Raw genomic sequence first — 13,804 nt, forward strand, 5'->3', positions numbered from 1 at the left:
GACAATCGACCGGCTAAATAGAGCTGATCGTAACGCATCCGAGATAGCCGGAGACGTCAAGTAGATCGGTACTATTCAGAAAATCCGTCATCGCCAGCTCGGGCAGACCTTCATCGAGCAGGAGTTGGGGATTCTCACGCACCTGCTCTTTAAACGCGTCGTCGGTTCTGACACGTTCCGCCAGCTGTTGCGCAATCGCACGCGCTTGTTCAAGATCATGTTGTTGCACTTATCTCACCTCCTTTCGCAGAGGATCAGGCAATGGACAAAAAATCACCACCTCCTTTCGGGCTCCGCATGGTTGCTGGAGCTATCACGCTTGATCGTTGTCCTCATCGAGCACTTCCATCGTAACCTGCTCCAGAGTCATCGACTGCCCGGTAGTCCAGAAGCCTTCGAAGGAGTCCCGATCGAGAGCGAGGCGCAGTTGATCAAGGGTAGCGTTGTGCGTCTCCTGTTCGTATTGCAGTACAGATGTACCAATACCATAGGCGGTCACCTCAGCCTGAGCGAATAAGCGCGTCGCCAGTTCGAGCTGCTCCTGGATGTAGGCGAGCTCGGCCAGTCCTTGCAGGCAGACAGTGATCCCGACGCGGCTCTTCAGCTCGCGAAAAAGCGTCAGACTCTCCTTATAGAGCGCGGAGGCTTGCTCGAAATCGCCCTGATACCGTGCAATATCCCCCAGGCTGACAAGTGCGGCGGCGCTACCTTCTGTATAATCGAGTGCCTGACAGAGCTTGAGCGCTTCTTTATAGAGGATCGCTGACCGTTTATAATTTCCTTTGCGCCGTTCGACTTCTCCCAGACTATTCAGCACAGTAGCAATCGCCCATTGATCCTTGATGCGCCGAAAGATCTGGAGGCTCTCCTCTTGCAGCGTGGCGGCGCGTGTCAGATCGCCTTGCTGGAGCGCGACGTTACCGAGATTGTTAAGCAAGCTAGCGGTATCGCGCCGTTCGCCGAGGGCACGTTGGATCGCCAGACTTTGCTCCAGCAGCCCGGTTGCCTGAGCATAATCGCCTTTATGAAAGGCCACTTCGGCCAGCGTCGTATACACAGAGCTCAGACTGCGCTGATCGCCCGCTTTCTGACTCAGCGTCAGGGCCTGCGCGGCAAACAGAGCGGCCTGCTCATGATCGTTCTGGCTGGAGGCCAGACGGCTGGCAATCACCAATCCGCGACTATGCAGTGTGGAAGCGACAGTCTCGATCTGATCGGCATTCAGGAGCAGATCCAGCCAGCGCAGGCCCTCATTAATATGACCATGCATCCACCAGAAGCGCCAGAGAGCCTCCACCATCCGAAACGCCCCGGTGAGAGAACCCTCCTCCAGGAACCAGGTCAGCGCCGCCTGGATATTTTCCTGCTCCTCTTCCAGCGTTGCCAGCGCGGATCTCTGCTCGCCGCCGGTCAGCGTGGGAGCGATCTGCTCGACAAGCGACAAATAGTAGTCTGCGTGACGTTCTGTCAGATCTTCCGTCTCATCGAATTTACGCAACTGCTCCAGCGCATATTCGCGAATGATATACATGATACGGAAACGTGGCTCGCCACTTGCGCCCTCTTGCTGCCGAAGCAAGCTTTTATCGAGCAGGGAGCGGAGCAGATCGAGGAGATCTGTCTCGATCTCAGCGACGGCGGTACAGATGGTTTCGATGGCTTCAAATGTGCAGCCGCTACGAAAGATCGCGAGCTGACTCAGCAGAGCTTTCTCGTCAGAGCTCAGCAGATTGTAGCTCCACGCGATAGTTCCTCTGAGCGTCTGTTGCTGATGCGCTTGCTGCTGACCGCTCCCTGTTAAGAGTTGTAGCTGACGATCCAGGCGCTTGAGCATGGTCTGAAGCGAGAGGATCTTAATGCGGGCGGCCGCTAGCTCGATAGCAAGTGGCAGACCATCCAGACGCTTACAGATCTTCATGATGGTCGACGCATTGGAGCGATTCATGGTGAAGCCTGGCTTGGCGATCTGTGCCTGCTGGACAAAGAGCGCGATGGCTCCATATGCGAGCAGAGCTTCTGGTTCCAATGTGCGCCGCCGCTCCTGCCGAGCATCCGGGAGAGCCAGCGGCAAGATCTGATACACATATTCCAGCTTCAACTTGAGTGCGCTGCGACTGGTGACCAGCAGCTTGAGATGCGGGCATACCTGAAGCAGTTCAGCGATAAAGGTCTCCGCGCCGCTGACCTGCTCAACGCTATCGAGGAAGAGCAGTGTTTTGCCATCCAGGCGCTCCTGAAGCTGCTCCATAGATAGCTGCTGCGTCTTCTCGTAGATGCCCATAGCCTGGAAAATAGCTGGAACGATCGCGTTTACGTCGCGGATCGTAGCGAGCTCGACAAACCAGATGCCATCGGGAAATGTTTCAATCACGCTGGTCGCGACATGTAAGCCAAAGCGTGTCTTGCCGATCCCACCGGGGCCGATCAATGTCAGCATGCGTGGCGACTGACTCATCAGCAGCGTGCGCACCGCAGCCAACTCGTTTTCGCGTCCGACACAGGCCGTCAACTGCGCCGGCAGATTGTGGGGACGTAGATCCAGGCTCTTGAGCGGCGAGAAATGCTCGGGCAGATCCGCGATGATAAGCTGAAAGATCTGCACCGGATACTGGATATCCTTCAGGCGATGTCTCCCCAGATCGCGAAATGTGACGCTCTCCGCGAGATCTCCATGCACCAGATCCAGCGTCGTCTGCGAGAGCAAGACCTGTCCGCCGTGTCCGGTGGACAGGATACGCGCCACGCGATTAAGCGCCTGTCCAAAATAATCGTAGCCACGCTGCTCCGCCTCGCCGGTATGCAAAGCCATCCGCACGCGTAGCGGCCGGATCTTTTCGGACCACTCTTCAGCGGCTAGCGCCTGTTGCGCCTTCACAGCGGCCAACAAGGCTTCGCCAGCGGAGGCAAAGGCGACATAGAAAGCATCGCCGACCGTTTTGAAGACAACGCCATGATGCTCGTCCATGATAGCTCGTAAAAGAGCATCATGGCGAGCTAATGTTGCGCGCATCTCCTCTGGGAAGCGCTCCCAGCGGATCGTGCTACCTTCTATATCAGTAAATAGAAACGTGATAGTTCCATCGGGCAATTCTGACATCAGACACCCATCCTCTTTTGTATGGCATTCAACTTTGTTCTTGACTCCCGGGCACACTGACGGTGACTCCTCGCATAGCCAGCGCGACACCAAGTCCCACAATCGTGGTGAGCAAGCCGCAGACCGCAAAGATCGTGTCATACGGTCCAAACGCAACGCCCCACAGGTTAGCATGGAAGGTATTCAGCGCACTCGCCAGCGTGCTAACGGCACTGACAGCGATGATCGAGATTACGCTGGTGCAGGTCGTAAAGACAGCGATCACGCGTCCCAGCAATTCGCGTGGAATCGTGCGCAACAGCAACGGACCCAGAGCGATATTCGCAATCGCGACAGGGAAGCCAACCAGGAAGATAATCCCCAGCGCTGGAATAAACGATGTCATGCGCGAAAAGAAAAAGAACAGGATACCGAAGAGAGTCACGCCGATCCAGAAGGAGCGCACAGCCCCAAGTTTCCTGGCGGCATAGGATGCTCCCAACGCTCCCAGAATCCCTCCGACCCCACCGACCGTCCCGATCAGACCATAGAACTCCGTTGGAATATGCAAATTGGAGAGCATAAAGAAGACGCCCAGCGTCTGTTCCGCCGATTCGCCGATCAGGATCAGTGAGAGCGCGATCAGGATCACCAGCAGAAGACGGTTCTTGAGCAAAAAGAGTAATCCCTCATTCATCTCATGCCAGAAGCCGCCCCGCTTCTGCTCTTGAGCAGTCTTCTTCTGCTCCGAGATGCGCACCCACTTCACCGCGTAGGCCGAGACAACAAATGAGAGCGCATTGATCAGCAGCGCCCATTGGAGTCCGAGCACAAAGAGCAATGGAGCCGCGATGGATGGTCCAATGATGCGCGAAATGTTTTGCGTGAACAAAGCCACGCCGCTCGCCCGCTCCAACTCGGGTCCTTCGACCACATCCTGGATAATCGTCATACGCGCAGGATTAAAGAACAGGGAGCAGGTAGTAGTCAGCACAATCACCACATAGATCGCGATGAGTTGTCCCAGAACTGGCACATGCCCTCCAGCCAGGAAAGGTAGCGGCACAGCAACAAGGATCAAAAATCCCACCAGCACAGCACGAATGATATCCATAGAGATCATCGTCTTGCGCTTATCCCAGCGATCGACAAAGACACCGGCCAGCGGCCCAACGACAAACGTAGGCAGCGACATGCATAGGACAGCGGCACCGATCGCCAATGGAGCCCAGGATTGTTCTCTGGCAATCACGGTAGCAATCCAAAGGGTGAGCGTAGTATCAAAGATTAAATCACCCAGATTGGAGATGGCTTGCCCACCCCATAAAAAGGCGTAGTTGCGATTAATATAAAAAGGCACTTTCTTTTTATCGACAAGTGGCTTCTCTGCGACAACCGTGCTCAATGAGAGTCATCCTTCCTGTAGCACAGGATTTTTATATCCTGTGCGAAATAATACAAACAGACGCATGAAATGCCCTTCCCCCCCGGCGCAAATGCTTGCCGACGTAGCGGCGCGGCTCCGCCGTGCTGTCACGTCCCGCACGATCATGCTCCTCATGGGGCACCATTGCGACGGCCTTCCCTCGAGAGACGAACATGAGCCGTTTCATACGAGCTACTGACAGCACGGTGGAGCCGCGCCGCTACGTCGGCTGGCATAAGCACCTACGGCGAAGGCATATCTCCTGTGCTACATTACGATCATTTCGTGCTTGAGCATTTCAAAGATGTGTTGCCAGCTAGCCGGCAGTCGTGACCATTGCCAGCTTGCCATATCGGCGCTGATATCCTGCATCAGATAAGCGGCTTCGGGCAGCGCCAGTTGCTGGCAGACACTGACCAGATCAATCAAGATCCCGTACCAGAGGAAGACAATATCGCCCGCCCCCTCTGCCAGCATCGGCTGGACGAGATCCAGATAACGAGCCATATCGCCGGCTTGCAGAGCCTGTCGCGTCTGGAGCCAGCGGTGCGCACGCGGGCTAAGCGAGCAGTGCTCGTCCTCCCGCTCAGATACGTGTGCGCTGAGATCATAGGTGAGCCGATGAGATGGATCATCCTGACCGGCAACCAGAAAAATAATTTCAACGATGGTTAATTCAAACAAGAAATTTCTGGGAAGTGGCGGGAGCGATGCCAGGCGACTGGCATCCCAGGCGGTAGGAAAAGGTAGGACTGAAATATGTTGTTCCAGATAATCGATCAGAGCGATACTCATCTGCAACGCCTCTGCATGTTCTCCCTGACGTCTTTTGAGTCGCACGAGATTGAGCAGCAGGCGAATACGATGGATATGATACTGTGTATATCCATACGTGTTTTCCAGGGTCTCATCGATGGCTAAAGCTCGATAGATGCGAGCCGTTCCACGCTCAAAGTCCTGGCGTCGATAATCAAAATAGGCGACCGCCGCCTGATGTGCCGATTGAGCAATCAAGGTGGCAACAGGAGAAAGTTCCTGCGTGTCGAGGATGTTATCGATCGTGGTAAATAGATAATCAGCGATCGCCAGCTTGCCCTCGCGTGCCGCCTTGAGTGCCGCCGCACGATAGCGATTACATTGCTGCAACACAACCTCATCCTCGGCCGTAACCGCCGATGTCCATTCCAGCTCAAGGTTTTGCTGCGCATCCAGATCGGAGGTCCAAACAGCTGGTTTCGTCCGACCGGTCATATAGGCAACGCGAAGAGTACTCAACTTTTGTGCCAGGCTATCCATGTGAAACCTCCTGATTACTTGCAAGCGCTCGCAGGACCGTTTTGACCTGAAAGGGTGTCAACTCCGGATGACAGGATAGAATTTTTGCGATGATCCCTGTAATATGCGGTGCAGCAAAACTGTTCCCGGTCGCCGTAATCCACTGCTGATTGAGCCACGCTACTTTGACGTCGATGCCCGGCGCGCCAAATTCTACCGGCGGATTGGGATTATAGTAGAAGCAGTGCGGATCGGTTCCTTCATGTGCCGCAACCGAGATGACCGACGCATACATCGATGGAAAACTTGGGATAGGCATGTTGTTGGCGGCGGTGACCAGCGGGATACGCTGAAAATACGCCATATCGACCAACTCATGGAGCGTACCAAAGAACTCCTTTTTGGTGGTGCCCAGGCTCAAATTGCAGACATGCATCCCATTCTCGATCGCCCAGCGCAGACCAGCGAGAAAGATCGCGCCGCGTCCCATCGACCATTTGCCGAGCACGCGGACACTATACAGTTCGCACTCTGGAGCCAGAGCACGGATCACGCTGGCGCATGCTGTCCCATGTCCCGAAATATCGCTATGAGGTTCCGTCGCATAGACGAAACCCTCGGGTTGTTCATCGATGGCGACCTGGCCCTGGATCGGTCCCAGGACGCCGGGATGCGTCTCGTCGATACCGCTATCGATGATCGCTACTTTTACTCCCTTCCCTGTCCCCTCGCCACAGGCGCGGCTCCAGGTGATAGCATCGATGAGAGCGCTGGGTGGCAGCATGACCCGCGCATCGGAGGTAAATTGCCAGCTCCAGGCGGGCTTTTGCGTACCCATATCCTTGTTCTCTTTCCTACTCTCTTGCTATGCATGACATCTATCGGCTTGCTATCTACAACTTCTCACTATCTCGATGCCAGCGACAACGAACTGAAATCGGTGAGACTGGCCTGTAATTTCTTGCGCTCGCGCACGCGGGAGATCATCCCTTGGAGGGCATTGAGGCAGAGATCACAGCTCTGCTCGCCATCCAGGATCAACTCGTGGACCGAGAGCGCTAACTCACGCGCTTTCGTGCTCAACATATCGGTCGTATCGGCCCAATTGGTAAAGATCGCGGCGTCCCGATAGAGCGTTTGTCGACGCTCGTTATCATCCTCGCCAAACGAGCGGATCATCGACTGGAAAAACGTCTGCTGATCAAGGAAGGCGCTCGATTGCGCAATGGCCACGGCAGCGATATTGGCAAATTGTCCTGAGATATCCATATCGTCGGGACTGAAGGAAGTGCTGGCCTCTTTATCCAGCAATTCGAGCACGCCAATCACCCGATCGTCGTAGAAGAGCGGCACACAGAGGATACTTTCAGGGACGTAGTTCACTGCAAAGGCGATATCGGTTGCCAGACGGGCATCCTGCTGGGCATTGGTAATCGCCATCGGCTGCCCGGTCACCGCGACCAGGCCGGCGATACCGTGTCCAAGCGGGACACGAAACTTCTTCACATCCTTGGAGGCCGGTCCAATCGCTACCTCAAAGACAAGATCGCCTGCCGCTTCATCGATCAGGAAGAGCGAACTGGAACGCGCTCCAATGAACTGGGCCGCCGTCTGTACAATCATTTCCAACAGGTGCGAGCGACTAAAAGGCGATAGCACCAATCCAATCGCCGCTGAGCTCATGAGCAATTTCCGTAGATCCTCGGCAAACTGCTCCTGTTTTAACTGATGGTGCAACTGCTCAATTTCTCTCTTTTGTTGTCCAAGCAGTTCTTGCAGCACGGAATCAGATGTGTTCTGATCTTGTGGGGATGATGAATCCATACGTCTCCTCTCCTGCTATGCGCGTCTGATAATCACAGTGATTGTCACTACTCATTGCCGCTCTCTACATTTTGTACGCACGAAAACCCGCTCGACTTAACTGACTCGGCAGGCGATCGGGAGCGCTCAGGCGCAAGAAGGTGATCGCGATGCCTGCGTAGCCTACCTGATAGTCGGGAGAAACAATCCCCAACTGATCCGAATAAAAGACCCGCTTCCCTGTCTGCTCGGTTGAGAAGGCTTCCAGCAGCTTGCCGAAGATGCGCGCCTCCGCCAGATAAAATGGATCATGCGTCTCCTGATACACATCCAGCAAGAAATCGATACTGCCGGCCAGGCCATGACACAGCGTCGGTCCACCATACTTCGTCAATTGAATGACCGCACTGGCCGCACGTAATGCCGTCTCGCGTGTTCCCGCTAGCCAGGCATGTCGACTCGCATGGAGGAAGAAGCGTCCAATGCCTGTCGAGCCGTGACACCAGAAGGCAAAAAAGGGACTGTCTTGATCTTCGTTAGCGGGCCAGCTTAGTCCACTTTTATCGGCCAGCACGGGAATCGCCAAGCGCTGTAGCCAGCGTGCGGCTCCCTGGATCAGCGGCACGAAACGCTCATCACCGGTCGCCTCAAAAAGATCGAGCAACGCATCGGCGATGCCCGCCACACCGTGCGCGTAGCCTGGATAGGCTTGCTGACTGAAACCTTCATAGCTATCAGGGATAGTCCAGCAAAACTCGCCGGGCTCACGCTCCTGAGCCGTATGCAACAGATGCTCACCACAGGCCAGAGCGGCATTGAGATGCTCCAGCTCATGCGTCTCATCCCAGAGGAGCAGATGAAAGACCAGCCGACCAGCCGTGCCGTGCATGATATCGGGTGATGAATGAGGCAGTGAGGCGATACAGTGTCCGCGCTCAGCAGCGGCGGCAATCAACGCCGCATCATCGAGCACCTGGCCCGCGAACAGCAGAGCAGCTCCGACGCCCGCCTCGCCGACATAGAGCCCCGGCAGAGGAGGATCACTATGAGGAGGCATCAAGCGTAAGCTAGTCGCGCTCCTCGCCAGACGCTCGTGCATCCCAGGCTCATCAAGCTGAGAGAGCAGTCCAGCAAATGCCAGCACGGTTCCAGCCTGTCCGACATTGACGTCTCGCAAAGCAAAGTTGTTCGCCAGAGGATGCGCTGTCTTCCAGATCACGCCCTGACCATCATGCGCTACCTGTGCGGTCGCACTCAAGGTATGCAGCAGATCTACGGCGATGGAACGCGCCTGCACGGTACAGACATCCTTATCCGTCAGGACTCCCACTTTATGTACAGGAACAAAAGGTTCAGCATCATCGCCGATAGTGTCGAGCTCCGCCAGGATCGCACGCATCGTGGGATAACGTTTGGCTGGCTCTTCTTGCAGACAGCGAATGATGAGCGCGTGCAGCGCAGCGGGGATGTCGGAACAGAATACTTCGAGCGGTCGCGCCAGGAGATTAGTAGCGTCGGGCGCATTCGACGACTCGGCTCCAGTCACCAGAAAATAAAGCAGCGCTCCAAAACTATGGACATCATCGGTGACGCTACGCGGCTGGCCTGCATATTGCTGTGGCGAGATATAGCCACGAGTCCCGCGTGTGGCAAAGCCTGGAGCGCCCTGGCGATCAGCCAGCTCAAAATCGATCAAATACAGCTTCTCATCGGGACCGATAATGATATTGGTCGGCTTCAGATCGGCATACACAAATCCTTTAGCATGGATCGCCTCCAGGATCGCAGCCAGATCGCGTGCCCAACTGATAACCTGTGGTATCGAATGCATCCCCCAGGTGCGCTGCTTGCTGATCGTTTCCATCAGCGTTGCGCCCGGCACATCACTGATCACCAGAGCCATATCGCTGCCCTGCTCTATCAGATTGAACAGGCTGGGGATACGCGGATTTGGGGCCAGTTCACGCAGCGCCGTCGCTTCTCGATAGAAATCGGCGCGTACATGCGCGGGTAAGACTTTTTGCCAGGCATGGCCTAATCCTTTAATGATGCACGTGCGCTGCTCCTGCACGTCGACGGCCATCGAGATAGTATGGTTGATAGCCGACGAGATCACGCTGATAATCAGATAACGCTGCGCTAAGACCCGTGAAGCTCTGGGCAGATTGGTCGCCACGCCCGCCGCCAGAAAGGGATCGTTGACATGCTTGGGAGCGTGATACTTCAGCGCTCGTGTGTCGGGGATCAGTTGCAGATCCGCCGTCCGGATCGCTGGCCAGACACGTCCATTGCTTTCCTGAACGTGTGCCTTTTGATCAAAGCCTCCATAGCGATAAAAGACCAGGCTACCCGGACGGAGCATCTGGTCGGAGGGAACACAGGGACCTGATAGAGCGTCCGTCAACTGATCCAGCTTGCTCGCCAGTTCCACCGCTTCCTGATCGCTGCGCGGATAGATGGTGATAAACTTGCCGATCTGACTTTCTCCGGCATCTCCTTTATTCAAGAGATCGAGTTTGAGGAGCGACTCCGTACACTTGAAAGTAATCGTCTCTCTCAGCAGCACAGGAAGTACTCTGCGTAGGACCGTCTCGGCCGAGAGTTGATCGGCTGACACATGTAATTTCCATCCCTGGGCCGGCAGATCAATTCCTCGTAGGCGGAAGCGCAACCACATTCTTTGTTCTGGATTAATGGTCACCTCATAACGATCGAGATCGAGCAAACCATCCAGGAAGGCATCCTGGACAACCTGGACCAGAGGATCGTCCAACGACAAAGCTAGCTCGGTAAGGAACTGGGGAGGAGATTCTACTTGCATACTCTTTCTGCCCTGCCTTTACAACTGATTGGAGAGACATCGCGTTATGGATTGTCCTTTTTCAAGGACCGTTTATCCTTCGTTTGAAGGGAACTGTGTATCCCAGGTGCCTTTGGGACAGATGTGATAGCTCTCTATGACATACTGTCCCAAAGCAAGGCGTTTCCCGCTGGGCTTAGAGAGCGGAAGATAGACACGAGAGAATGCAAGTCACGGTACAACGACCGCCGAGCAGGTAGTTACTCGCTTCAGCAGCTTTCTCTGCATCGAGAAAGTCGGCGACCGCCGCAGGGAGACCAACTGCAACCAGGCTCTTCTCTGGATCACGCATCACCTGCACGCGCAACAGAGGATCTGCGTTGATGTGCGTGACAATCTTTGCTGCGGCTTCACGGGCCAGTACAACAGATTGTGCCATGTCAGGACTCCTTCGTAGTCGTTAAAAACAGCCAATCATAAACATGGTAAATCTTCTGTAGCACAGTGTTACCGCACTTAAAGAGAGGTGACCGTGCACGAAGTGAGAATACACGTCACGGTACAGTCTTTCAGCAAGTAACCGCTTACTTCACCAGCATTTTCCTCGGCCAGGAAGTCTGCCACGGCCTCGGCTGGCAGACCTGCTGCAACCAGGCTATTCTCCGGATCACTGACAACCTGCGCACGGAATTCTGGATCTGCACTGATGCGGGTAACGATCTTTGATGCGGCCTCGCGGACCTGTTCGATGGATTGTGACATGTGAGAACTCCTTCATCGTAATTGAAAATATGTAACGATAAACATGATGATCAAATGTGCGTCGGATGATACTACTACGCTTAAAGTGAGGTGATGGTGCAGCTGGTGAGAATACATGTCACTGTGCAGTCACCGACGAGCAAATAGCCACTCACTTCAGCAGCATTCTCCTCGGCCAGGAAGTCGGCTACGGCCTCGGTTGGGAGCCCGGCAGCGACAAGGGTGCTTTCTGGATCACTGACAACCTGCGCACGGAATTCTGGATCTGCACTGATGCGGGTGACGATCTTTGATGCGGCCTCGCGGACCTGCTCGATAGATTGTGCCATTTTGAGGACTCCTTCATGTTGATTAAAAATAGTTTTTCGCGCTTCCCGTAGGGGAAGTTTCAACTTACATAGGGAGTATAGAGGATTTAAGGCAAAAAAAGGTTACATCGATGTAACATCCTGGCTACATCGATGTAACAGTTTGCAGAAAAAAATCATCTTCCTTGTTAACTTACCTCAAGCGGGTGCATGAAACTTTTCATCCTGGCAGCCGTGGCAAGGAAGGAGATATCACGCTGGTATATCCCTACCACACGATTACACGTACAGCTTGCTTCTCAAGCCAGCATCATGCGTGCAATCTTCATACAACGAAAAAGAGGAGCACATATGTTCACCATCAGCAAAAAACTGCAATATCCGGTTCGTGTGGATCGACCTGATCCAGTCTATGCCCGTCAGCTTCAGGAATTACTCGGTGGCAAATATGGAGAAATGACGGTCATGATCCAGTATCTCTTCCAGGGATGGGGGATGCGTGGTGATGGAGGCGATGCGCGCTTAATCCGCGTGAAAGATATGCTACTTGAAACGGGGACAGAAGAGATTGCCCATGTTGAAATGCTATCCACATGTATCGCGCTACTGCTTACCGGATCGTCCCCGGAACAACAGGAGGAAGCGGCCAAAGGCAATCCAGCCGTACATGCTGCCCTGGGTGGAGGATTGAATCCACAACACTTGATTGCTTCCGGACTCAGTGCCATGCCTGCTGACAGTAATGGAAATCCCTGGAGTGGAGCCTATCCAACGGCCAGCGGAAATATCGTTGCAGATCTTTATGCCAACGCCATGTCCGAGATGCAGGGCCGCCTTCAGGCCTGCCGCATGTATGAGATGACGAAAGATAGCGGCGTACGTGATATGCTCTCGTTTATGATTGCCCGTGACCACATGCATCAGATCCAGTGGCTGGCCGCGATTGAAGAATTTGGCAAGATGACCGACGTACTTCCTGTACCGGCTGACTTTCCGCAAGATAAGGAAAATGGTAAGTATGCCTTTGCCTTTTTGAGTTACGCCGATCAACCCAGCGAGTCAACAAGTGGACAGGGGCGCTGGGCCAAAGGAACAACTCCCGATGGAAAAGGATCATTTACGTACGTGGCCGAGCCTCTGGCTATTGGGGGGAACGCACCATTGTTGGAGAAGCCTGATGCTACCTTACATTCTGCCCCTCCGAAAGTATTAGTATAAGCCTGGTGTGACATGAATACTACTCGGTCAACGGTCATCGCGCCGATGCGGTATCGGTGATGTGTGTCCAAAACAGCTCCAGAAGTCGATGGGGTGAGAGGCTCACCGACGTAGCGGCGCGGCTCCGCCGTGCTGTCTGTGACTCGTCCGACCACGCTCCCCATGGGGTTCCATTGCGGGATCTTCCCACCGTGGATCGTCTCGTCTGCGTTGCTTTCAGATGCACATGGGACGTGTTCGTGCGGGAAGTGACAGCACGGCGGAGCCGCGCCGCTACGTCGGCGAGCCTGAGCGCCTGGTTCAAGGGGCCATCCTCCTTTGCCACGCAACGTCCTTCTGTGTTTTGACAGAGCAATACGTGTAACTAATATCATCCTGTCAACGGTCATAGCGTCCAACACTACGCTTGATTTCCTCCTCCGTGAGGTGCAATGATCGTTGACAGGATGATATTTATACTTTCCAATAGATACTATATAATGTATATCTCTCCTGGAAGACATCCTGGAAATTTACTATTTTAGAGGCCTCTTTCTTTAAAAGAGACCGCTGGATTACATGCGACTCCTGTATGTATTTAAAACTAAAGGATTAGAAATTGCCGGAATTTATCATCCGCCTGGCACGCGTAGATGACATTGCAGCACTGGTAGAAGTCGAAAGAAGTGCATTTGGTCAGGGCTATACGTTTGCCAATATGCGTCAATATTACGATCTCTTCAGAAATTTATTTTATTTAGCAGAAACAGAAGATAAAGAAGTGGTAGGATATGCCCTGGCAGGTATCACATCAGTCAATGATCATATAGGATGGGTATTAAGCCTGGGAGTAAGGAAAGAATATCAGTCCAGAGGAATTGGCAAGCAGTTAATGACGACTATTCATACGCAGCTTTATACTCATGATTGCCAGGAAATCTTGCTTACCGTACATCCTGATAAACATTACGTGATACAATTCTACGAAAAATTAGGATATACCAGATATCGTTCCGATCCCGAGTACTTTGGTGCAGATGCACCTCGCTACGTAATGCAGCTCTTAAACAACTGAGTTACAAGCAGACCCTATCAGTGATCACGTGAAAAAGAGCAAGCTGGGAAGCACAGGTAAGAAGGCTTGGGTGGCAGCTCAT

13 protein-coding genes are annotated in these 13,804 nt (G+C 53.9%); 2 read left to right on the forward strand and 11 right to left on the reverse strand.

The genetic code is table 11. From position 1 onward, the window contains the following. Positions 1-13 precede the first annotated feature (13 nt). From AC27N8_RS02250 to AC27N8_RS02295, 10 genes are all read right to left on the reverse strand, one after another. A complete protein-coding gene (locus AC27N8_RS02250) occupies positions 14-229 on the reverse strand; it encodes a hypothetical protein (protein WP_487063521.1) in 216 nt (71 codons plus the stop codon). An 84-nt stretch (positions 230-313) separates the two neighbouring features. After that, positions 314-3,097 (reverse strand): ATP-binding protein, encoded by a 2,784-nt coding sequence (locus AC27N8_RS02255; RefSeq protein WP_487063523.1) that lies wholly within the window; start codon positions 3,095-3,097, stop codon positions 314-316. A 28-nt stretch (positions 3,098-3,125) separates the two neighbouring features. Continuing rightward, the gene (locus AC27N8_RS02260) at positions 3,126-4,481 is read right to left on the reverse strand and encodes an MFS transporter (protein ID WP_487063525.1); all 1,356 of its coding nucleotides are present in this window, start codon (positions 4,479-4,481) and stop codon (positions 3,126-3,128) included. 288 nt (positions 4,482-4,769) lie between these two features. Continuing rightward, a complete protein-coding gene (locus AC27N8_RS02265) occupies positions 4,770-5,798 on the reverse strand; it encodes a hypothetical protein (RefSeq protein WP_487063527.1) in 1,029 nt (342 codons plus the stop codon). Continuing rightward, a complete protein-coding gene (locus AC27N8_RS02270) occupies positions 5,791-6,615 on the reverse strand; it encodes a S8 family serine peptidase (RefSeq protein WP_487063530.1) in 825 nt (274 codons plus the stop codon). The genes AC27N8_RS02265 and AC27N8_RS02270 overlap by 8 nt, the downstream gene beginning before the upstream one ends. Positions 6,616-6,683: 68 nt before the next feature. After that, positions 6,684-7,601 carry a GAF domain-containing protein gene (locus AC27N8_RS02275; protein ID WP_487063532.1) on the reverse strand — a complete coding sequence of 306 codons (918 nt, stop codon included), beginning with the start codon at positions 7,599-7,601 and terminating at the stop codon, positions 6,684-6,686. 64 nt (positions 7,602-7,665) lie between these two features. After that, the gene (locus AC27N8_RS02280) at positions 7,666-10,401 is read right to left on the reverse strand and encodes a class III lanthionine synthetase LanKC N-terminal domain-containing protein (protein WP_487063534.1); all 2,736 of its coding nucleotides are present in this window, start codon (positions 10,399-10,401) and stop codon (positions 7,666-7,668) included. Between the two features lie 175 nt (positions 10,402-10,576). Beyond that, positions 10,577-10,819, reverse strand: coding sequence for a hypothetical protein (locus AC27N8_RS02285; RefSeq protein ID WP_487063536.1), 243 nt, complete (start codon positions 10,817-10,819; stop codon positions 10,577-10,579). A 77-nt stretch (positions 10,820-10,896) separates the two neighbouring features. Next, positions 10,897-11,142 carry a hypothetical protein gene (locus tag AC27N8_RS02290; RefSeq protein ID WP_487063538.1) on the reverse strand — a complete coding sequence of 82 codons (246 nt, stop codon included), beginning with the start codon at positions 11,140-11,142 and terminating at the stop codon, positions 10,897-10,899. A gap of 80 nt (positions 11,143-11,222) precedes the next feature. Continuing rightward, on the reverse strand, positions 11,223-11,471 hold the full coding sequence (locus tag AC27N8_RS02295) for a hypothetical protein (RefSeq protein ID WP_487063540.1): 249 nt from the start codon (positions 11,469-11,471) through the stop codon (positions 11,223-11,225). Between the two features lie 330 nt (positions 11,472-11,801). Between AC27N8_RS02295 and AC27N8_RS02300 the strand changes: the two genes are divergently transcribed. Further along, the gene (locus AC27N8_RS02300; protein ID WP_487063542.1) at positions 11,802-12,668 is read left to right on the forward strand and encodes a manganese catalase family protein; all 867 of its coding nucleotides are present in this window, start codon (positions 11,802-11,804) and stop codon (positions 12,666-12,668) included. Between the two features lie 34 nt (positions 12,669-12,702). On the opposite strand, the gene AC27N8_RS02305 is transcribed toward AC27N8_RS02300, so the two are convergent. Beyond that, positions 12,703-12,993: a hypothetical protein gene (locus tag AC27N8_RS02305; RefSeq protein ID WP_487063544.1), complete on the reverse strand. Its 291-nt coding sequence runs from the start codon at positions 12,991-12,993 to the stop codon at positions 12,703-12,705. Positions 12,994-13,266: 273 nt separating this feature from the next. On the opposite strand from AC27N8_RS02305, the gene AC27N8_RS02310 reads away from it, so the two are divergent. After that, entirely contained in the window at positions 13,267-13,722 is a 456-nt protein-coding gene (locus tag AC27N8_RS02310; RefSeq protein ID WP_487063546.1) for a GNAT family N-acetyltransferase, read from the forward strand. Positions 13,723-13,804 lie beyond the last annotated feature (82 nt).

This window comes from Dictyobacter sp. Z7_2 (assembly GCF_057551105.1).

Excerpts from the sequence above, each read along its gene's own strand:
- AC27N8_RS02255 (WP_487063523.1), bottom strand. The coding sequence starts at position 3,097 with ATGTCAGAATTGCCCGATGGAACTATCACGTTTCTATTTACTGATATA.
- AC27N8_RS02265 (WP_487063527.1), bottom strand. The coding sequence starts at position 5,798 with ATGGATAGCCTGGCACAAAAGTTGAGTACTCTTCGCGTTGCCTATATG.
- AC27N8_RS02270 (WP_487063530.1), bottom strand. The coding sequence starts at position 6,615 with ATGGGTACGCAAAAGCCCGCCTGGAGCTGGCAATTTACCTCCGATGCG.
- AC27N8_RS02275 (WP_487063532.1), bottom strand. The coding sequence starts at position 7,601 with ATGGATTCATCATCCCCACAAGATCAGAACACATCTGATTCCGTGCTG.
- AC27N8_RS02280 (WP_487063534.1), bottom strand. The coding sequence starts at position 10,401 with ATGCAAGTAGAATCTCCTCCCCAGTTCCTTACCGAGCTAGCTTTGTCG.
- AC27N8_RS02285 (WP_487063536.1), bottom strand. The coding sequence starts at position 10,819 with ATGGCACAATCTGTTGTACTGGCCCGTGAAGCCGCAGCAAAGATTGTC.
- AC27N8_RS02290 (WP_487063538.1), bottom strand. The coding sequence starts at position 11,142 with ATGTCACAATCCATCGAACAGGTCCGCGAGGCCGCATCAAAGATCGTT.
- AC27N8_RS02295 (WP_487063540.1), bottom strand. The coding sequence starts at position 11,471 with ATGGCACAATCTATCGAGCAGGTCCGCGAGGCCGCATCAAAGATCGTC.
- AC27N8_RS02300 (WP_487063542.1), top strand. The coding sequence starts at position 11,802 with ATGTTCACCATCAGCAAAAAACTGCAATATCCGGTTCGTGTGGATCGA.